The sequence below is a fragment of the Exiguobacterium sp. U13-1 genome (assembly GCF_001750115.1).
Classification (GTDB): domain Bacteria; phylum Bacillota; class Bacilli; order Exiguobacteriales; family Exiguobacteriaceae; genus Exiguobacterium_A; species Exiguobacterium_A acetylicum.
Map to the genome: position 1 here is coordinate 78,630 of NZ_CP015731.1, position 19,705 is coordinate 98,334.

Here is a 19,705-nt window from a genome sequence, read left to right on the forward strand (position 1 = left end):
CCTTCTTCAAGGGCGAATGACCCGACCACCTGCTGCTTTATGGAGGCGGTTGCGGACCGCAAGCCCCACCCCTTCTTCTGATAGGTCTCGTACAAAAATCTGATCCACCGTCGTCTGATCAAATCGCCGTAAACAATCGTAAAGACGTTGTGCCGCCGTCTCCATCGAGTTACCAAGGGAGCAGCGAACATCTGCGTCGACATCCTCCCCATCAAACAGGAGAACGCCCGTCTTGTGTCCGGTTTGTCGTGCATCATCGATGAGTTGCTGTAAGAATGAAAGATCTCCCTCAACTACGGACAGTGTTGCTTCCGGTGCATAGTGAGTATATTTCATCCCGGGTGCCTTCGGTGTAACATCTTTCATCGATAAGGCAGGATCGAGTGTGACAGGACCGATGACCGACTCGATTTGTTCGCGTGTCACGCCGCCCGGTCGTAAAATCGCCGGTGGCGTCATCGTACAATCGATGACAGTCGATTCGACCCCGATGCCCGTTTCCCCTCCATCGACGATCGCAGCGATGCGTCCCGAGAGGTCATGTGCGACGTGCGCAGATGACGTCGGTGAAGGTTTTCCGGAACGGTTGGCACTCGGTGCTGCGAGACCCAACCCTGTCGCCTCAATCAAGCGAAGCGCGAGCGGATGGTCTGGCATCCGTAATCCGATCGTATCTAGTCCTGCTGTGACGAGTGTGGATGCGGTGCCGTTCGATTCGAGGATGATCGTCAAGGCTCCTGGCCAGAACGCCTCCATCAAACGTGCCGCAACATCTGGAATGTGCGTGACGAACTGATGTGCCTGTTCTACGGATGCGACGTGGACAATCAGTGGATTGTCAGAAGGTCGACCCTTCGCGGCGAAGATTCGCCGAACAGCCGCTTCGTTCGTTGCGTCCCCTGCGAGACCATAGACAGTCTCGGTCGGCATCGCCACGACCTCTCCTTCCTGCAATAACCGAACTGCTTCATCCATCGTCTGTAAGTCAATCATTTCCGTCTTCACGCTGTACAATCCTTTCGTTCCGCATACACGATACGGTCTTTACCGTTTATATCTTTTAAAATACCCGTTTCCGCATTTGGATAACGTTCTTTTAACATCATTTGCACTTCTGGTCCTTGATTGTGTCCAATTTCAAACGCAATCAGTCGGAAATCGTCGCGTAGGACCCGTCCACTCTCTTCGACGAGACGTCGGTAAAAGACGAGACCGTCTTTTCCGCCAAACAGGGCGAGATGTGGTTCATGATCGAATACGACTTCACTGAGTAATTCCTCTTCCTCGATATAAGGAGGATTCGAAACAAGCACCCGCACGGAATTATCCGCAAGTGGCGCTAGTAAATCTCCTTCAAGGAACGTCACGTCTCCACCAAGCGCTGCTTGATTTTGCTTCGCGACCGTAATAGCGGCCGGTGAAATATCGACAGTCGTGACCGGTTGCTCGAGTTCGAGGGCGAGCGTGATTCCGATCGCTCCACTCCCAGTTCCGATGTCGACGATCTGTCCCGCGGTGAACGACTCACGTTTGAGACGCTCCGTGACGAAGACGATCAACTCTTCCGTTTCCGGTCGTGGAATCAAGACATCCGGTGTGACACGGAAATCCCGCCCATAAAACGGCTGATAGCCGATTAAATGCTGCACGGGCACGCCGTGAACATGAGCAAGCAAGTATTCACTGAAACGTAAATCTTGCTCCGGTGTCAATTCATCTGATAGACGGACAAGGAGTCCGGTCCGGTCGACATCCAAGACGTGCATGAGTAACCATTCGGCACTTGAACCCTCGCGTCCTGCTTGTTCCATCATCGTTTTTGCCTCATTTAGACGTTTTGCGATCCGCATCAGTTTGCCGCCTCCGATGCCCGTGCCTGATGTTCCATGACGAGCGTATCGATGACTTCATCCATCTCGCCTTGCAAGATTCGGTCAAGCTTTTGAATCGTCAATCCGATGCGATGGTCCGTCACGCGATTTTGTGCGAAATTATACGTCCGGATTCGTTCCGAACGGTCACCCGTACCCACTGCCGACTTTCGTTTTTCATCATATTCAGCTTGCTGTTCGCGTTGAATCTTGTCGTAGACACGCGCGCGCAAGACCTTCATCGCTTTTTCCTTGTTCTTGATTTGCGACTTCTCATCCTGACAGCTGGCGACGATTCCCGTCGGCACGTGCGTGACACGGACAGCGGACTGTGTCGTATTGACGGACTGGCCACCCGGTCCACTCGACGTGAACGTATCGACTCGGACATCCTTATCATGGATTTCGACTTCGACGTCTTCTGCTTCCGGCAACACCGCAACCGTTGCAGTAGATGTATGAATCCGTCCACCGGATTCCGTTGACGGAACGCGTTGGACGCGGTGTGCCCCGTTCTCGTACTTCAACTTCGAATAAGCACCCGTTCCTTTGATAATGAAGATGATCTCTTTGTAGCCACCGAGTTCCGTGTAGCTTGCATCGATGATCTCAATCTTCCAGCTCTGTTTCTCAGCAAACTTCGAGTACATCTTGAAAAGGTCACCCGCAAATAAGGCTGCCTCGTCTCCGCCTGCCGCACCACGAATCTCGACGATGACGTTCTTATCGTCATTCGGATCCTTCGGTAATAATAAAGCTTTCAGCTTGGCTTCGAGCTCTTTGATCTCCGGCTCAAGCATCGCGACTTCTTCCTTCGCAAGGTCGCGCATCTCAGGATCCGTTAACATCTGGCGTGCCTCTTGATAAGCTTCCATCTTCTCGCGGTAGACGCGATAGGTCTCAACGGTCGGCGCAAGTTGTGACTGCTCCTTTGAGACCTCTCGCAATTGATTCGTATCATTGATGATGGCTGGATCAGCCAACATATCATTCAGTTTTTCATAACGATCCTCTAACGCACTCAATCGATCCAACATCTCGGTCATCCTTCCTGGCGGTTCTTCTGTCGTCAGTATAGCAAATATTGCGATCAATGGCGTCATCGTCTTCTTGAAAAGAAACGTTGACAGACGGGTTTTAAATTCCTATAATTGGTGTATTAATTGAATTAGTACACTTAAGGAGGTGAAGAAATGTTCACCGTTGATCCGAAAAGTCCGTTACCGATATATGAACAGTTGGTCGCTCAAATCATCCGCTCGATTGCCCGTGGTCTACTCCGCTCCGGCGAACAGATGCCATCCGTCCGTGAACTTGCCGGTACACTCCTTGTCAATCCGAACACTGTCTCCCGCGCCTATCAGGAACTCGAGAGCCGCAACTTCATCGTCACGATGCGCGGTAAAGGCTCCTTCATCTCAGACATCCCACTTCATGAAGTCAAACAAGCCGCCATCCAAGATCCACTCATCCGCCTTTGTGCCATCGCCGACGAATTATCCATCTCAAACGAAGAACTTTATCAACACATTTTACACATAAGGGAGGATTCCTCATGTTGACCGTTTCTCATCTGACGAAACAAATTGACCGTACCATGATTTATGAAAATGCATCCTTCACCCTGCCGGCAGGAACGATTACTGCCTTGATTGGTCGTAATGGTGCCGGAAAAACGACATTACTGAAAACACTCGTTGGAGCGCTCGAGCCGACCCGCGGGAAAGTCGAATGGAATGGTGAGTCGATCCATCACGTTCCGAAGACGCGGGAGCACCTTTTCCTCGTTCCGGATTCTGTTTCCGTCTACCGCCAGATGACGCTCGGTGAACTGATCAACTTCTACCACGTCTTTTATCCGAACTTCGAGAAGACATATATCGAAAACTACTGCCGCTCGTCGAATCTCGATCGCGGACGTCGCGTCACTTCTTTATCGAAGGGACAAGCCCAATTGTTCCTTCTCCAACTCGCGTTTGCAACGAATGCCCCCGTTCTGTTGCTCGATGAACCAACCGATGGACTTGACCGGATCAATAAACGTGATTATCTGAAACAACTCGTCTCGTTACTTGCGGAGCGTCAGACAGCCGTTCTGATTGCTTCCCATCAACTCGAAGAACTCGATTCCCTTGCCGACCGCGTCATGACGATCGAAAAACACCTCGTCCGCGAACCGAAGGCACTCGATGATGCCAAAGCTAGCATGCAGAAATGGCAAGTCGTCTATGAAGACGTTCCAGAGCTCAGTCATGCCGATCTCCACGTCTTATCCCAAACGGGTCGGGTCGTGACGTTACTCGTCTTATCCGATGCAGGCGCGCAGTATCTTGAAACGACGCGTCCTCTATTAAAGGATGCTTTGCCGGTGCAGATGGAAGATTACTTCTTAGGGACATTTGGAGGGAAACGACATGGTTAAGCATTTGATCCGCTATCACATCAAGCAAGGCATCTGGCCACTCGCTTGTTTTATTCTACTGGCGATCTTCAGTTATGGGTTCGGCAGTTATACTGTTATCAATGAATTTGAAAAATACGATGTGTCTCAGCAACCCGAGCTACTCAACACCGTACTCGTCAGTCCGTTTTTCGCTGGATTCGCTGCAATTCTGATTGCGGTCTTTGCAATCCTGATGCTCGGTTCGGAGCGTGGGAGTGGTCGCAGCCTGATTTTACATGCGTTGCCGTTCCCGAAGGTCTGGCTGTTCTGGATCAAATGGGCGATTGGCGTCGTGACGTTGATCGTCTTCCCGATCATCGGCTTTTTCGTCAGTTGGTCATTACTGCAAGGATTCGGTATCAATCCGTTTGATTACGTCACGTGGTCGTCACTCCTTCAAGATTTTGGTCTATTCCTTCTATTTGATGTGACGATTTTAACAATCTTCTTATTCGCCGGAACAGTTGCCGGTGACATCATCGGACAACTGTTACTCGGAACGTTCTTCTTGTTCTTGAATTACTTCACGTATTTCAGTATCTATGCTATCGGTCAACTGGGTTTTGGCGTGGGCTATGAAGAGTTAGACAAACCAACAAGCTTTTTGATGACGATCACGACGCCATTTGCGCTCTTCTTCGAGTACAATACCGATTTCAACATCACCTATGCTGTGTTGTTCAGTTTAGCCTTGACGGTCATCTTACTGATTTTCGGTAGTCGTCTCTATGTCAAAGGTGCGAACGAACGTCTCGGGCGTTTCACGATTTTCCCAAAATTACATCCAGCACTCATCATCACCTTCTCGATCTATACGACAATCCTACTCGCGGGAATCATCGGTCTGATTTCGTCCGAGAATCAATTCCTGTACTGGCTCGCAATCGCGATTCTCGCCTGGCCGACGTTCAGCTCTTATCGTCGGATGATTGGGTGGAGTCGCTAATGCAACGAATGGACCTTCTGAAATGACTTTTCAGAAGGTCCATTTTTTTGTCATCGATTCTTCACAAAGCTTTACAAACGATAAACATGGATTTCACATTCTATCCGTAAGGTGGAGTTTGTAGGTCGTATCGATCATCAAACCCCAGCACCTTTCGAGGAGGAACCCTTATGAAATTAAAACGTATCATTCCGATTTTTGCCTTATCAACCCTTTCCCTCAGTACGATGTTCTCGATGCCTGAAGCAGAAGCAAAGACGAAACCTGTTAAATCACCGGAAATCCGGAACGTCATCTTCTTGATCGGCGACGGGATGGGGGTCTCGTATACATCAGCACATCGTTACTTAAAGAACGATCCATCGACACCGGTTGCTGAAAAAACAGCGTTTGACCAATACCTCGTTGGTCAACAGATGACTTATCCGGAAGATCCGAAGGAAAACGTCACCGATTCCGCCTCCGCAGCAACAGCGATGTCATCCGGCATCAAGACGTATAATGCAGCGATTGCCGTTGATAACGATAAATCGGAAGTCAAGACCGTCCTTGAAGCAGCGAAAGAACGTGGTAAGTCAACAGGACTCGTTGCAACATCGGAAATCACGCATGCGACACCTGCTTCGTTCGGTGCTCATGATGAGAGCCGAAAGAACATGAACGCGATCGCAGACGATTACTTCAAGGAACGCGTCAATGGGAAGCATAAAATTGACGTCATGCTCGGTGGCGGTAAGTCGAACTTCGTCCGTCCGGATGTTGATTTGACGAAAGCATTCAAAAAAGACGGTTACAGTTACGTCACGGATCTGGATCAATTGCAAGGTGATAAAAACAAACAAGTCCTCGGTCTGTTCGCAGATGGTGGATTACCAAAACGGATTGACCGCGAAAACTCGGTCCCATCACTTGAACAAATGACGAACTCTGCCATTAAGCGACTCGACTCGAATAAAAAAGGATTCTTCCTGATGGTCGAAGGTAGCCAAGTCGACTGGGCCGGTCATGACAATGATATCGTCGGTGCCATGAGTGAGATGGAAGACTTCGAGCGGGCATTCAAAGCCGCGATCGCATTTGCAAAGAAGGATAAACATACACTCGTCGTCGCGACAGCTGACCACTCAACGGGTGGATATTCAATCGGTGCAGATGGCATCTATAACTGGTTCGCTGAACCGATCAAAGCGGCAAAGAAAACACCTGACTTCATGGCGCAAAAAATCGTCGATGGTGCGGACGTCCGCAAGACGTTGACGACGTATATCGATCAGGACAAACTCGCCTTGACGGACAAAGAAATCGATAGCGTCTCCCGCGCTGCTGAATCGAAGAAATTACTCGAGATCGATAATGCGATTGAAGAAATCTTCAACGAACGCTCGCATACAGGCTGGACTACAGGTGGACATACAGGTGAAGACGTACCGGTCTATGCGTTCGGTCCTGCTAAAGAACGTTTCGCGGGACAAGTCGACAACACGGATCACGCGAAAATCATCTTCGATCTCTTGAAATCGAAGAAATAAGGAGAATGTTCATGAGACAGATACTTGCTACTTTGATGCTCGGGACGGTGCTCGCTGGTTGTGGCACTTCAGCATCACAAGACACACCAAAAGAACCAGCGTCTGCGAAACAGGAGCAGCCGGTATCGCTTGAAAAAACAAGCGCCTACGTTCCAAACCCGCAAATTCCAGATGATCGCGATTTGACAAAAATCGATCAGACCGTCACGGATGATAAGGGCGACCTGACGCTTAAACAATTCAAACGAGTGAACGAAACACGGAAGATTGGTCCGATCGAGATGACGATCGAAGAGATCAAAGTATTCCATGCTCGTCCAAGCTATGGCATGATTGATTTCTTCCATGGCTTTACGCACGATGAATCCTTTGATTTGATCAAGACACGGGTCACGATCAAGAACACAAGTAATGAACCGGTCACGTTCAATCCTGTCGCCCACTTCAAACTCGATGCTGCGGCAGAAAAGACGCTCGAGGAGGACGTCTATTTGGAGTCGCTTGCGAAGACTTATGCCCCGTCCGAGTCACGGAGTGGTAACTTAGGCTTCATCTTGGAACATCCGGTTGACTCGATTGAACTCTTGACGAGTGATGTTCTCGATGAAAAACAAGATGTCCTCAAAAAAGGAACGACGTTTTCGACGTCTCTTCGTTGACTGACATTCACACTTCTACGCTCTATCTATTTTCCGGTCATGTCCGGATCATAGGTGGAGCTATTTTGATGCCTGTAATCGTTCCATGCTACACTAAAGACATTATTTGAGTGTAAAGGACGGATCATATGCCGAAGTATTTAAACATCTATCACGAGCTCGCACAGCGGATTCAGGAAGGAACGCTCCCGGCCGAAACGAAATTACCTTCTGAAACGGAATTGATGCATGAATTCGAGGCGAGCCGCGGAACGGTTCGAAAAGCGATTGATGCCCTGCAAGAAAAAGGCTTCGTCCGTAAACACCAGGGGAAAGGTGTCTTCGTCCTGTCGCAAGAAGCGATCGAGTTCCAATTCAACGGCATCGTCAGCTTCTCGGAAGCACATCGCCGGATGGGGCGTCATACCGTCGAGACGGATGTCTTATCCTGCGAAGTCCTTTCCGCTTCTGCTGAACTCGCTTCGTTATTACATGTGGCACAAGGAACGGACGTGACGCGCATCGAGCGAATTCGCCAAATCGATGGTGAACGTGTCATCCGTGACATCAATCATTTCGTGACAGCACTCGTACCCGGACTCACGACTGACATCGCTCAAGGTTCGATCTATCAGTACATCGAAGAGACACTTGGTCGGCAAATCAGCTACGCAAAACGAAAAATCGAAGCTCGCCCTGCGACAATGGAAGACCAAGAACGACTCGACCTTCACGATATGACGCATGTCATCGTTGTCACGAACGATACGTATTTCTATGAAGGACAACATTTCGAACGGACGGAATCGCGTCACCGGCTCGATAAGTTTCAGTTCACTGATATTGCCCGTCGTTGAATATAGGCTGCAAGATGAGGGAATTCGTAGATGACGGATTCTCTCTTTTTTATTCTCCCCAACTTATCTATATAAGTTCTTGACCAACTTATATAGATAAGTTAAGATAAGTGTGCGCAGATAAGAAAACGTTTTCATTTTAAAAGTGGTCGAGTATGTCACTTCCAAAAAGGAGCATCGAGATGAAACCAAACTATCGTCAGATTGCAGAGCAAATCATTGAGAACATCGGAGGTAAGGAGAACGTTGAGCAGGCAGCTCACTGTGTCACCCGTCTTCGTTTAACGCTTAAGAATCAAGAGCTTGTCGATCAAGAAGCCTTACTTGAAGTTCCGCTCGTCAAAGGCGCGTTCTTGAACGCGGGTGTCTATCAAATCGTCATTGGTGCCGGAGACGTCGACCGGGTCTATGCAGAATTCATTCAATTAACCGGTTTACAGGCAACAACGATCGCAGATGTTAAATCGTCTGGCGCTGCCAAGATGAATCCGTTCCAAAAGTTGATCAAAGTCTTTTCTGATGTCTTCATGCCTATCATCCCGGCGATCATCGTTGCTGGTCTCTTAATGGGAATCAATAATCTATTCGGTATCGAGTTCGGTGGCAAGACGATGATCGATCGTTATCCAAACTTACAAGGACTTTGGGATCTCATCAATATGATGGCAAACACGGCCTTCGTCTTCCTCCCGGCACTCGTCGGTTGGTCAGCGACGAAACGCTTCGGTGGAAGTGAGATTCTCGGGATTGTCATGGGTCTGATGCTTGTTCACCCAGATCTCTTAAACGCTTGGAACTACGGACAAAGTGCTCTAAAAGGTGAAATCCCGACGTTCAACATTCTCGGTCTCTTTGAAATTGAAAAAGTCGGTTATCAGGGACAAATCCTCCCTGTACTCGCCGCTGCTTATGTTCTCAGTACGATTGAACGTTGGCTCAAAAAACGGGTACCGAATGCGATTCAATTACTCGTCGTACCGATTACGACGATCACATTGACGGGCTTCCTCGCCCTTGCCGTCATCGGACCGGTCACGCGTCAAGTCGGTGACTGGATTACGATCGGTGTCGTCAATACGTTCGAAGCTGTTCCGTTACTTGGTGCCTTACTCTTCGGCGCACTCTATGCGCCGCTCGTCATTACCGGCATGCACCACATGTTCATCGCCGTTGATCTACAGTTGATCGGACAAAGCGGAACGACGTTCATCTGGCCGATGATCGCGATTTCGAACATCGCCCAAGGTTCAGCAACACTCGCGATGCTTTTCCTCGCGAAAAACGTTAACGATAAAAACATGGCATCAACGTCCGCTTTATCCGCCTACTTCGGGATCACGGAACCAGCGATGTTCGGGGTCAATCTCCGATTCAAATATCCGTTTTACGCGGCACTCGTCGGTTCAGCGATCGCGTCAGCTTTCATCGCCGTCAGTGGCGTTCTTGCTCCTGCGATCGGTGTTGGCGGATTACCTGCTTTCATTTCGATCGTACCAGGCTCGATTCTGTCATTCATCGTCGGCATGGTGATAGCGATCATCGTTCCTGTCGCCTGTACGTTCCTGTTCCACTATGTCTCAACGAAACGCGCAAAAAAAGCTGCCCTGAAAAAAGCAGCGTAATTCTAGAAAGGTGTGTATCTAATGATCACGACAACCGATTGGCGCAAATCCGCCGTTTATCAAATCTATCCGAAGAGTTTTTATAGTCCGGAGGGCAAAGCGACCGGTACGTTACGTGGCGTCACTGCCAAACTCGATTATCTGGCGGATCTTGGTGTCGATTACCTTTGGTTGACGCCGGTCTATGCTTCACCTCAGAACGACAATGGCTATGATGTCAGTGATTATTACGCGATTGATCCATCCTACGGAACAATGGACGATTTCGAGACGTTACTTGCAGAAGCAAAACAACGCGGTCTGTCTGTCATGATGGATATCGTCGTCAACCATTGCTCGACGTCGCACTCTTGGTTCGAAGAAGGACGTCACCCGGACAGCCCGTATCACGACTATTTTATCTGGCGCGATACACCGAACGACTGGGTATCGAAATTCGGCGGTCCCGCTTGGTCATTTGATGAGGTAGCTGGCAAGTATTACTTGCACCTGTTCGACAAGACACAAGCGGATCTGAACTGGGAAAATCCACGTTTACGGGAAGATGTTTACAACATGATGCGCTTTTGGCGGGATAAAGGGGTCAGTGGCTTCCGACTCGATGTCATCAATTTGATTTCAAAAACGCCAGGTCTTCCGAACGATCCAGCAGGAGACGGTCGTTCGTATTATACGGACGGACCGAACGTCCACTACTACTTGCAAGAGATGAACGCAGAAGTCTTTGCCGGACACGATCTCTTGACCGTCGGTGAGATGTCGTCGACGTCACTTGAACACTGCCTTCGTTATTCATCACTTGATGAACAAGAACTGAAGATGACGTTCAACTTTCATCATTTGAAGGTCGATTATCCGAACGGTGAAAAATGGACGGCAGCACCGTTTGATTTCAAGCAACTGAAACAGATTTTCTCCGACTGGCAATTCGGCATGAACGGACAAGCCTGGAACGCAATTTTTTGGTGCAATCATGACCAACCACGCGTCGTCAGCCGATTTGGTGATGACGTCACGTATCGCGTCGAAAGTGCGAAGATGCTCGCGACGACGCTTCACGGTTTGCAAGGTACACCGTACATCTATCAAGGAGAAGAGATCGGCATGCCGAATCCGGACTTCACGGATTTGTCCGACTACCGCGATGTCGAGACATTGAACGCCTATCAGGAAGCTCGGAACAACGGTATATCGGAAGAAGCGATTCTCGCTGCGATTCGTCAAAAATCGCGTGATAATGCGCGGACGCCGATGCCATGGTCAGACGCACTCAACGGTGGCTTTAGTACAAGCGATCCGTGGATACCGGTCTCGCCGACGTATGACCAGATCAATGTCGAGTCGGCTGTCGCAAACCCTGACTCGGTCTATCATCATTACAAACGATTGATTCAACTCCGTAAACAGTATGACGTGCTCACGGATGGTTCGTACCGTCTGTTGACACCAGACGATCCGTCACTCTGGGCGTACGAACGCGTAACGAACGAGGAAGAGTTGCTTGTCGTTTCGAACTTCTACGGAACAGACACGACGTTCACGTTACCTCGTGACGGGTCGGACTATACGGTGTTGATTCACAATTATCAGCAGATACAGACAGAGGGTCAAACTCTGACGTTACGTCCTTATGAATCCTTGATGCTTTATCGTAAAAAGTGATGCATCTCTCGTTGTTCTCTTGATCAAATAAAAAGGGAAATCACCATCCGAGTACATGACCCGGAACGTGATCTCCCTTTTCTCATACTTCATCATACACGAACTCGTTTTTAGAGCATGTATCCTACGAAACCTTCCGATTCGCTTCTTCTCGTTTCAACTGTTCGCGGAACAGTCGTGTCTCGGCAATAACGACACCAGACAATCCAATTAAACCAATCAAGTTCGGAATCGCCATCAATCCGTTGAAGACATCGGAAATCGCCCAGACCATGTTCAAGTTCGTCGTCATCGCACCCGCTCCGGCGACTAAGACGAACAGGATGCGGTACGGTAGGATTGATTTTTGACCAAACAGATAATAGATCGATTTTTCCCCATAATATGACCACCCAAGGACCGTCGAGTAAGCGAACATGACGAGACCGATCGTAACGATGTATTTCCCAGCAGGACCGAGGAAGACTTCGAAGCTCGCCGTCGTCAATTCAACACCCTCCAATTTCGTATCGAGCTGCCCTCCCATGACGAGCGTCAGGCCCGTGATCGAACAGACGACCAATGTATCGAGGAACACTTGCGTCATCGAGACGAGCGCTTGACGCCCCGGGAAGTCCGTCTTCGCAGCAGCGGCTGCGATCGGTGCTGAACCAAGTCCTGCTTCGTTCGAGAAGACACCACGCGCGACACCGTAACGAATTGCCGCCCCGATTGCCCCACCCGTGATTGCCTCGTTTGAGAACGTACTACTGAAGATCGTTGAAATCGCACCTGGAATCAGATCATAGTTCATGATGAGAATCAGCAAGCCACTTCCGACATAGAAGAAAATCATGAACGGAACGAACAGACTGACGACTTTCCCGATTGACTTGACCCCACCGAGAATGACGACACCCGTCAGTACCATCAATACGATCCCCGTCACGTAAAGTGGCACATCAAACGTTGATTTCATCGCGAGGGCGACCGAGTTCGTCTGGACCCCGTTTCCGATCCCGAACGCAGCGATCGAAGCGAACGCGGCAAACAAGACACCGAGCCATTTCTGCTTCAGTCCACGCTCGAGGTAATACATCGGTCCCCCTGCCATCTGTCCTTTTTCATCAACGACACGATATTTGACGGCAAGAATCGCTTCCGCGTATTTCGTCGCCATCCCGAACAGACCGGACAGCCACATCCAGACGATCGCGCCTGGTCCCCCGAGGACGACGGCGGTTGCGACACCGACGATATTTCCCGTACCGACGGTCGCAGCCAGTGCCGTCATCAACGCTTGAAAGTGACTGATGTCACCTTCTGACTTATCGTCCTGATGCTTTGAAAACGCAAGCTTCAGCGCATACGGCAGTTTGGTAATTTGAATGAATCCTAAGCGAATCGTCAAGTAAATCCCCGTACCGACCAACAGAATGAGTAACGGTGGTCCCCATACGATATCGGACACCGCACTAATCCACTCACTAAATGAATTTCCCATTCGTCTTACCTCCCTTTATGAGATATGTAGTTCCTTACCATTTTTTCAGAATTTACTGATAATTGTCAAACTATTTTTTCATGAAACTATTTTACGTTTTAATTTTTTTGATAATAAGTAAATTTTTTACTTGTGAAGGTATAATCAAGAAAATAAATAGTTCATCTTGCAAAAAAGGAGCGAATCATATGAAGATTAAAACGAAGCTTATCTTATTGTCCTCCATCCTTTTGCTAAGCTTGATTGGCGTCGGACTGTACGGCGGATTCTCGCTCGACCACGTCGACAAACAGAGTCAGACCATCACGTCCTCCTGGATTCCTGGTCTGAACTTATCCCATGAAACGAACACGGCACTGTCTGATTTGCGACGTGTCGAATTATTACACATTCAAGAAAATGATCCAGAGATCAAAGCCGGTTATGATAAGCGTGTCAAAGACGGTTTAGCGACCGTTGACGCGAATCTCGCGAAATACGAGAAAACGATTTATTTAAAAAGCGATCGCGAACTGTTCAATGATCTCACGAAAAAATGGCAAACTTTCAATGAGACGACTGATCGTCTTCTCGCCCTCAGTACACCAGAAACCCAAAAAGAAGCAGTCACCTATTATGAAGGTGAGAGTCGTGATTCATACTTCGCTGTCTCTGATCAATTAACGAAAATCGTGAAATACAATAATCAACAAGCGAAAATAAATGGTGATGCCATCACAAGTTCTGCCAATACAGCTCATATCCTTCTCTTCACGATCATCGGTGTCGTCGGATTACTCGGTGTCATCTTCACCGTCTTGATTTTACGCTCGATCTTCGTTCCACTCCGTCAACTGCAGGCGAAAACGCATGAACTGGCAACACAAGGCGGCGACTTGACGGCTCAACTCGACGTCGTGCGTGATGATGAAATCGGACAAATCGCCCAGTCGATGAATCAATTCATCGCCCACTTACGGACGATCATCATTCAAGTCGATGATACAGCAACCCACGTCGTATCGACCTCACATCACGTCTCCGGTCGAATCAGCGAACTCGATCAGGATATGGCGTCGACTTCCCATACGATCGAAAACTTATCAGCCGGTATGCAGGAGACAGCCGCCTCTGCCGAAGAGATGAACTCGTCTGCTGTCGATATGGAAGCGACGATTCATGATATCGTCTCCGGCGCAGAAGCAAATGGAAAACGGGCACAAGAAGTCGGCGGGCGTGCTGAATCGCTTCAAGTCGTCGCGACAGAAGCGAAACAGACCGCGAATCACATCCTTGCCGAGACGAAAAGTAAACTCGAGGACGCGATGACACGTGCGAAAGCCGTCAAAGAAATTTCCGTCTTATCGGATGCGATTCTCTCAATCGCCGCACAAACAAACCTATTGTCCCTTAACGCTTCGATTGAAGCAGCACGCGCTGGTGAAGTCGGTCGTGGCTTCGCCGTCGTCGCCGATGAGATTCGTAAACTTGCTGAAAGTAGCCGGGATACCGTCGAACAAATCCAAGACGTCTCGATTTCCGTCATCGAGTCCGTTGAACATTTAAACGCTGCTTCCGGTGAGATGCTCTCCTTCATCGATACGAAGGTCGTTAAGGACTATGATTTATTCGAAGACGCCTCCGTTCAGTATCGAAATGACGCACAATTATTCGGTGATGCAGCGGAACACTTCGCCGCTCAAGCCGGTCAACTCCAGGAACTTACAGCAAACATGCTCGGTGTCATCCATGATGTCGCCGTCACCGTCAACGATGGAGCGCAAGGCACACAATCAATGTCGGAACAAATCAATCATTCCGTTCAAGCATTCCGGGATGTGCACAACCAGACTTCCGTCAGTCAACAACAGGCGGAGTCACTAAAAGAGGTCTTACGCCAGTTCCAAGTCTAAACGACAAGCCCCTCGTCTTCAGATCAGAAGAGAGGGGCTTGTTTTTTATTGACCGGCACCTGTGAGTGGTTGTGCGTCTTTTGCTTCCGCCGGTAATTTGATCTCGTCGATCTCATTGAATTTCGAGAACGTCGACTCATTCTTCATGTTGAACTCGGTCTCTTTTTCAATCGCAAACACCATATCCATGTCGAGTGACTTCGGATAGAATGTCTTCGCGTCGTACGTCATTTTGTAGTTCATCTTTTTATAATCGATGCTATCCATCGCATCTTTCATCTGCGCCATCTGTCCTGTCTGTTCGAGTGAATCCTTCATGAAGGCCTTCAGGTCATCCCCACTCAGCTTAACGTCGATCTGATAGACATCGCCCTCTTTTTTCGCTGTCCAATTATCTTTGTATTTCTTTAGGAGCTGCAAGTTTTGTTCCGTCGATGCCGATGATTCCATCGCTTCGACCATCTCGCCTAGCTCCGACACATCTTGAACAATCCATTGTCCGTTTTGCGAGAGATACATTTTATCGTCAACGATGTAACTTTCAATCGTCACGTCTTTCCCGTCTTCAGGATTTTTCATCGTCATCGTCTGCTTCATCGCGAGTGGCTTTTGAATGATATCTGCTGAAACCTTCTGATCCATCGCCATCTCACCTGCTTTAGAGCTGACTGTTCCGTCCATGTGGAACGATTTGATGTCCTCTTGAGCGGCTGTCGCTTTCTTTAACAGCTCTGTGTTCGAGAGTTCCCCCGACTTCTTCGAACCAGATCCGCTGCCACTACCTGAATCCGTCTGTCCATCTTGGCATCCGGCAAGTCCAATCGATGCTGCGACAATCCCGGCTGCTACCCACCTTGTTTTCTTCATATTCATTTCCTCCTTTATACGCGTTACCCTGATTTACGAAAAACATTGGAAAATGTTTCAAAGTTTCTTTAGTAGACCATTACCGTTCTCCTTCAAAACGAACCCTCAAATTTCAAATCTACTATCCTTTTTTTGAAATTTGGTTCAGTGCTCGTGAGATTTTTGCAAAAAAACAGGCTGACGGAAGCTTCCATCAGCCTGTTTCTGGTTTGTTAAATCGTCCGTAAAAGATTCGCCATCTCGATTGCAGAAACCGCTGCTTCGTAACCTTTGTTCCCAGCTTTCGTACCGGCACGTTCGACTGCTTGCTCGATCGAATCCGTCGTCAGGACACCGAAGATGATCGGTACGCCTGTGTCGCGTGATGCACTCGCGACACCTTTCGCGACTTCGTTACAGACGTAATCATAGTGTGACGTCGCCCCACGGATGACGGCGCCAAGTGTGATGACTGCGTCATACTTGCCGCTTTTCGCTAACTTTTCCGCGACGAGTGGAATCTCAAATGCCCCAGGAACCCACGCTGTATCGACAGCATCCGCTGCAACACCGTGGCGGCGGAAAGCGTCGTTTGCTCCACCGACGAGTTTTGATGTGATCAATTCGTTAAAACGTGCTGCGACGATTGCGACGCGTAGTCCTTCTCCTGTTAAGAAACCTTCGTAGATCATGATGTGTGTCCTCCTTGGATGTCGAGCCAGTGCCCGAGTTTCGTTTGTTTTGTTTTCAGATAGCGCTGATTTTCTGGTTCAGCCGGTACTTGATGGGGTACACGTTCGATGACTTCGATCCCTTCTTGTTCGAGCACCCGTTGTTTATCCGGATTATTCGTCATCAAGCGGATCTTCGTCACGCCTAGATCGCGCAACATGTTGGCCGCGACCGTATAGTCACGCATATCCGTCGGATAACCGAGTGCATGGTTCGCTTCGACTGTATCAAGTCCTTGTTCTTGTAACTCGTACGCTTTTAACTTCGCCATCAGACCGATGCCGCGTCCTTCCTGGCGTAAATACAAGACGGCTCCACCTTCTCGTTCGATCCGTTCGAGTGCCGCATCGAGTTGCGGTCCACAATCGCAACGCTTCGAACCGAAGACGTCCCCCGTCAGGCATTCCGAGTGCAGCCGGACGAGCATGCCGTCGTACGCTTCACCCGACAAGACAGCGACGTGTTCTTTATCGTCTTGCGTCGTATAGCCGATCATCCGGAAAGCTCCGAACGTCGTCGGAAGTAACACTTCCGCTTCCCGCGTCAATGGACGCTCGAAGTACGCGACGAGTGCTTCGATCGTAATCAGTTTTAAACCGTGTTCTTCCTTATAGAGAAGTAGATCATCCACACGTGCCATCGTGCCGTCTTCCTTGATGATTTCACAGATGACGGCGATCTCATCGCTGCCGGCAAGACGGGCAAGATCAACGCCCGCTTCCGTATGTCCGCGTCGTTCCCGGACACCGCCTTCTTTTGCGATCAACGGGAAGATATGACCTGGTCGTTTAAACCGTTCCGGTCCATCGATTAGCATCCGCTGGATCGTTAGCGACCGTTCTTCAGCGCTGATACCGGTTTTCGCGTCTTCATGATCGATACTGAGTGTGAATGCCGTCCCATGTGGGTCCGTATTATTCGCTGTCATCGGAGCAAGTTCGAGTCGTTGTGCAATCCGCGGACTGACTGGTACGCAGACGAGTCCTTTTCCATGCGTGATCATGAAGTTGATGTTTTCTGGTGTCGCGTGTTCCGCGAGCATGACGAGATCGCCCTCATTCTCACGGTCCTCATCATCACAGACGATGATCGGTCGTCCGTTCTTCAAATCTTCTATTGCGTCTTCAATCAAGTCGAATCCATTCATTACATGTCGCCTCCTAAGAATGCTGCCCAGTCCGTCTGCTTCTCATGCTGCGTGAAATGATAGAGATGTTTCGCCATCATGTCACACTCGATATTGACGACTGCACCGCTTGCCAATCGATCAAACGTCGTCACTTGACGTGAGTGCGGAATTAATGAAATCGAGATTGTTTCCGGCGTGACGCGTTGCAACGTCAGGCTCGTGCCGTTGATTGCGATCGAGCCTTTTGGAATACAATACTTTTGCCACGATCCGACATCAAACGTATAGACCATCGCTTCTCCATCCGGTCGCCGACTAATCAGCCGTGCTGTGCCGTCGATATGTCCACTGACGAAATGACCGCCGAAGCGACCGTCTGCTGGCATCGCCCGTTCAAGTTGCAACGGGCTGCCGACCCGGTACGTGCCGAGGGCTGTTGACCGAATCGTGTCATGGACGGCATCGGCCGTAAAACCAGTCGGGCTCATCGACGTGACGGTCAAACAAATCCCGTCGACGGCGATGCTGTCACCAATCTTCGTTCCTTCGAGCACCCGGTGCGCTTCAATTTCAAGCGCTAATCCATTCGGTCGCGGAATCTTTCGTTTTAAGGTCCCGACTTCTTCAATCAATCCGGTGAACATGTCGTCTCCTCCTTTCGGATGTACGTCAGATGGAGATCCGGTCCGACCGTTTCGATTTGGTCGATTTGAAACCGATCTTCGATATCGTGTTGACTGTTCCAGGCATTGCCTTCAAAAATCGATGGGGCTTGATAGACTTCAAGCCGATCGACGAGATCCGCCTCAAGGAAAGCGGCTTGAATCGTTGGTCCACCTTCAATCAAGACACTGCGGATGTCTTGTTCGTATAAGCGTTTCAAAATCGCTTCTGGCGTCTCATATTCACCGACGAGGACTGTCACTTGATCATGACTGACCCGCGGAACACTCGTCAGCCAGTAGGTTGGATTTTTACCCTCGTGGAAGACTTGCGCCGTCTCCGGGACCCGACCACGGCGATCGACGATTACTCGAATCGGTTCGATGCCTGACGCCGCGCGTAATGTCAGTGCCGGATCATCGATAAGGACCGTCTCACTGCCGACGAGGATTGCATCGTGGCGTCCGCGCAGGGCGCGACCGTTCTCGCGTGCTTCTTCTGACGTGATCCAGCGTTGTTCACCTGTCGCTGCGATCCCGTTCATCGTCTGAGCGATTTTGACGGTCACGGTCGGACGTTTTCGTTCGATCGTCTTCCAGAATTCCGTGTAGAGAGCTTCTGCCTCATGTCGTAACAAGCCGACCTCGACTTCGAGTCCCGCGTCTTGTAGGCGTTTGATTCCTGAACCGGCGACGATCGCATGTTTGTCTTCCGTTGCGACGAAGACCCGTTTGATTCCGGCTTGTAGAATCGCTTCCGTGCATGGTGGTGTCTTACCGTGATGATTGCACGGCTCAAGCGTCACGTAGAGATCAGCACCACGGGCGGCTTCTCCTGCCATTCGCAAGGCTTCGACTTCCGCGTGCGGACCACCGGCAAACCGATGTGCACCAAAGCCAATGATGCGTCCTTGTTTGACGATGACACAGCCGACACTTGGATTCGGACTTGTTTGTCCGTGTAACATATGTGCTAATTGCATGGCATAACTCATCATCTGTGACATCGCGTTCACTCCTTTCAAATGAAAAAAAGACGCCCCTTGAAAAAGGGGCGTCTGTATAGAAGGGTTCACGAAATACACGGTTCGCTCCCTGCATTTTTTCATGCAGAAAGAGACCGTCTCCTGAAAACATTTTTTCAGAAAACAGCTTGAATCGCGTCGTTTCGTTCTTCTCCCATCCGGACTTTACCGTCGGCCCTGGAATCTCACCAAGTCAGCCATGATGCGTACATCATGGGTCGCGGGCTCGTCGATCGATTGATCGCATCACCGCCGGTTGGGATTTTCACCCTACCCCGAAGAACTGGATTATTGAGTTATACAACTTTAGCCTAGCATATCTTTTTCAAGAAAACAAAGCGCAAATGCTTCTGTCTTGTCTCTTTTTT

Annotated in this window: 18 protein-coding genes and 1 riboswitch; of the genes, 9 read left to right on the plus strand and 9 right to left on the minus strand. The window is 49.5% G+C overall.

What is annotated here, in order from left to right; genetic code table 11:
• Positions 1–6: 6 nt before the first annotated feature.
• From ESP131_RS00385 to prfA, 3 genes are read right to left on the minus strand one after another with little or no spacing between them, the layout of a single operon-like run.
• Positions 7–1,005, minus strand: coding sequence for an L-threonylcarbamoyladenylate synthase (locus ESP131_RS00385; protein ID WP_047394502.1), 999 nt, complete (start codon positions 1,003–1,005; stop codon positions 7–9).
• Positions 1,002–1,850, minus strand: a complete 849-nt coding sequence (gene prmC / locus ESP131_RS00390; RefSeq protein WP_029342755.1) for a peptide chain release factor N(5)-glutamine methyltransferase — start codon at positions 1,848–1,850, stop codon at positions 1,002–1,004. The genes ESP131_RS00385 and prmC overlap by 4 nt, the downstream gene beginning before the upstream one ends.
• Positions 1,850–2,908: a peptide chain release factor 1 gene (gene prfA / locus ESP131_RS00395; RefSeq protein ID WP_069940040.1), complete on the minus strand. Its 1,059-nt coding sequence runs from the start codon at positions 2,906–2,908 to the stop codon at positions 1,850–1,852. The genes prmC and prfA overlap by 1 nt, the downstream gene beginning before the upstream one ends.
• Positions 2,909–3,064: 156 nt before the next feature.
• On the opposite strand from prfA, the gene ESP131_RS00400 reads away from it, so the two are divergent.
• From ESP131_RS00400 to treC, 8 genes are all read left to right on the plus strand, one after another.
• The gene (locus tag ESP131_RS00400) at positions 3,065–3,433 is read left to right on the plus strand and encodes a GntR family transcriptional regulator (protein WP_029342757.1); all 369 of its coding nucleotides are present in this window, start codon (positions 3,065–3,067) and stop codon (positions 3,431–3,433) included.
• On the plus strand, positions 3,427–4,293 hold the full coding sequence (locus tag ESP131_RS00405; RefSeq protein ID WP_029342758.1) for an ATP-binding cassette domain-containing protein: 867 nt from the start codon (positions 3,427–3,429) through the stop codon (positions 4,291–4,293). Before ESP131_RS00400 ends, ESP131_RS00405 begins: the two co-directional genes overlap by 7 nt.
• Positions 4,286–5,260, plus strand: a complete 975-nt coding sequence (locus ESP131_RS00410; RefSeq protein WP_069940041.1) for a hypothetical protein — start codon at positions 4,286–4,288, stop codon at positions 5,258–5,260. The genes ESP131_RS00405 and ESP131_RS00410 overlap by 8 nt, the downstream gene beginning before the upstream one ends.
• 170 nt (positions 5,261–5,430) lie before the next feature.
• Positions 5,431–6,789: an alkaline phosphatase gene (locus tag ESP131_RS00415; protein WP_029342760.1), complete on the plus strand. Its 1,359-nt coding sequence runs from the start codon at positions 5,431–5,433 to the stop codon at positions 6,787–6,789.
• Between the two features lie 11 nt (positions 6,790–6,800).
• Positions 6,801–7,448: a DUF4352 domain-containing protein gene (locus ESP131_RS00420; protein ID WP_069940042.1), complete on the plus strand. Its 648-nt coding sequence runs from the start codon at positions 6,801–6,803 to the stop codon at positions 7,446–7,448.
• Between the two features lie 128 nt (positions 7,449–7,576).
• Positions 7,577–8,284 carry a trehalose operon repressor gene (gene treR, locus ESP131_RS00425; protein WP_069940043.1) on the plus strand — a complete coding sequence of 236 codons (708 nt, stop codon included), beginning with the start codon at positions 7,577–7,579 and terminating at the stop codon, positions 8,282–8,284.
• A 182-nt stretch (positions 8,285–8,466) separates the two neighbouring features.
• Positions 8,467–9,906 carry a PTS system trehalose-specific EIIBC component gene (gene treP / locus ESP131_RS00430; RefSeq protein ID WP_047394480.1) on the plus strand — a complete coding sequence of 480 codons (1,440 nt, stop codon included), beginning with the start codon at positions 8,467–8,469 and terminating at the stop codon, positions 9,904–9,906.
• A gap of 21 nt (positions 9,907–9,927) precedes the next feature.
• Positions 9,928–11,568 (plus strand): alpha,alpha-phosphotrehalase, encoded by a 1,641-nt coding sequence (gene treC / locus ESP131_RS00435; protein ID WP_069940044.1) that lies wholly within the window; start codon positions 9,928–9,930, stop codon positions 11,566–11,568.
• A gap of 124 nt (positions 11,569–11,692) precedes the next feature.
• Here treC and ESP131_RS00440 read toward each other — a convergent pair whose 3' ends face one another.
• Positions 11,693–13,051: an alanine/glycine:cation symporter family protein gene (locus ESP131_RS00440; protein ID WP_029342765.1), complete on the minus strand. Its 1,359-nt coding sequence runs from the start codon at positions 13,049–13,051 to the stop codon at positions 11,693–11,695.
• A 188-nt stretch (positions 13,052–13,239) separates the two neighbouring features.
• On the opposite strand from ESP131_RS00440, the gene ESP131_RS00445 reads away from it, so the two are divergent.
• Positions 13,240–14,943 (plus strand): methyl-accepting chemotaxis protein, encoded by a 1,704-nt coding sequence (locus ESP131_RS00445; RefSeq protein WP_047394473.1) that lies wholly within the window; start codon positions 13,240–13,242, stop codon positions 14,941–14,943.
• A gap of 45 nt (positions 14,944–14,988) precedes the next feature.
• Here ESP131_RS00445 and ESP131_RS00450 read toward each other — a convergent pair whose 3' ends face one another.
• The 5 genes from ESP131_RS00450 to ribD form a co-directional block, all read right to left on the minus strand.
• A complete protein-coding gene (locus ESP131_RS00450; RefSeq protein WP_047394469.1) occupies positions 14,989–15,810 on the minus strand; it encodes a DUF6612 family protein in 822 nt (273 codons plus the stop codon).
• Between the two features lie 212 nt (positions 15,811–16,022).
• Positions 16,023–16,481, minus strand: coding sequence for a 6,7-dimethyl-8-ribityllumazine synthase (ribH, locus tag ESP131_RS00455; RefSeq protein ID WP_035395821.1), 459 nt, complete (start codon positions 16,479–16,481; stop codon positions 16,023–16,025).
• The gene (locus ESP131_RS00460; protein WP_069940045.1) at positions 16,478–17,668 is read right to left on the minus strand and encodes a bifunctional 3,4-dihydroxy-2-butanone-4-phosphate synthase/GTP cyclohydrolase II; all 1,191 of its coding nucleotides are present in this window, start codon (positions 17,666–17,668) and stop codon (positions 16,478–16,480) included. The genes ribH and ESP131_RS00460 overlap by 4 nt, the downstream gene beginning before the upstream one ends.
• Positions 17,668–18,294 (minus strand): riboflavin synthase, encoded by a 627-nt coding sequence (ribE, locus tag ESP131_RS00465; RefSeq protein WP_029342770.1) that lies wholly within the window; start codon positions 18,292–18,294, stop codon positions 17,668–17,670. Before ribE ends, ESP131_RS00460 begins: the two co-directional genes overlap by 1 nt.
• Positions 18,279–19,319, minus strand: coding sequence for a bifunctional diaminohydroxyphosphoribosylaminopyrimidine deaminase/5-amino-6-(5-phosphoribosylamino)uracil reductase RibD (gene ribD, locus ESP131_RS00470; protein WP_069940046.1), 1,041 nt, complete (start codon positions 19,317–19,319; stop codon positions 18,279–18,281). Before ribD ends, ribE begins: the two co-directional genes overlap by 16 nt.
• 160 nt (positions 19,320–19,479) lie before the next feature.
• Positions 19,480–19,624, minus strand: a riboswitch (FMN riboswitch).
• Positions 19,625–19,705: the final 81 nt, after the last annotated feature.

Coding starts and splice junctions, on each gene's coding strand:
- prmC (WP_029342755.1), bottom strand. CDS start 1,850: ATGCGGATCGCAAAACGTCTAAATGAGGCAAAAACGATGATGGAACAA.
- prfA (WP_069940040.1), bottom strand. CDS start 2,908: ATGTTGGATCGATTGAGTGCGTTAGAGGATCGTTATGAAAAACTGAAT.
- ESP131_RS00400 (WP_029342757.1), top strand. CDS start 3,065: ATGTTCACCGTTGATCCGAAAAGTCCGTTACCGATATATGAACAGTTG.
- ESP131_RS00405 (WP_029342758.1), top strand. CDS start 3,427: ATGTTGACCGTTTCTCATCTGACGAAACAAATTGACCGTACCATGATT.
- ESP131_RS00410 (WP_069940041.1), top strand. CDS start 4,286: ATGGTTAAGCATTTGATCCGCTATCACATCAAGCAAGGCATCTGGCCA.
- ESP131_RS00415 (WP_029342760.1), top strand. CDS start 5,431: ATGAAATTAAAACGTATCATTCCGATTTTTGCCTTATCAACCCTTTCC.
- ESP131_RS00420 (WP_069940042.1), top strand. CDS start 6,801: ATGAGACAGATACTTGCTACTTTGATGCTCGGGACGGTGCTCGCTGGT.
- treR (WP_069940043.1), top strand. CDS start 7,577: ATGCCGAAGTATTTAAACATCTATCACGAGCTCGCACAGCGGATTCAG.
- treP (WP_047394480.1), top strand. CDS start 8,467: ATGAAACCAAACTATCGTCAGATTGCAGAGCAAATCATTGAGAACATC.
- treC (WP_069940044.1), top strand. CDS start 9,928: ATGATCACGACAACCGATTGGCGCAAATCCGCCGTTTATCAAATCTAT.
- ESP131_RS00440 (WP_029342765.1), bottom strand. CDS start 13,051: ATGGGAAATTCATTTAGTGAGTGGATTAGTGCGGTGTCCGATATCGTA.
- ESP131_RS00445 (WP_047394473.1), top strand. CDS start 13,240: ATGAAGATTAAAACGAAGCTTATCTTATTGTCCTCCATCCTTTTGCTA.
- ESP131_RS00450 (WP_047394469.1), bottom strand. CDS start 15,810: ATGAAGAAAACAAGGTGGGTAGCAGCCGGGATTGTCGCAGCATCGATT.
- ribH (WP_035395821.1), bottom strand. CDS start 16,481: ATGATCTACGAAGGTTTCTTAACAGGAGAAGGACTACGCGTCGCAATC.
- ESP131_RS00460 (WP_069940045.1), bottom strand. CDS start 17,668: ATGAATGGATTCGACTTGATTGAAGACGCAATAGAAGATTTGAAGAAC.
- ribE (WP_029342770.1), bottom strand. CDS start 18,294: ATGTTCACCGGATTGATTGAAGAAGTCGGGACCTTAAAACGAAAGATT.
- ribD (WP_069940046.1), bottom strand. CDS start 19,319: ATGTCACAGATGATGAGTTATGCCATGCAATTAGCACATATGTTACAC.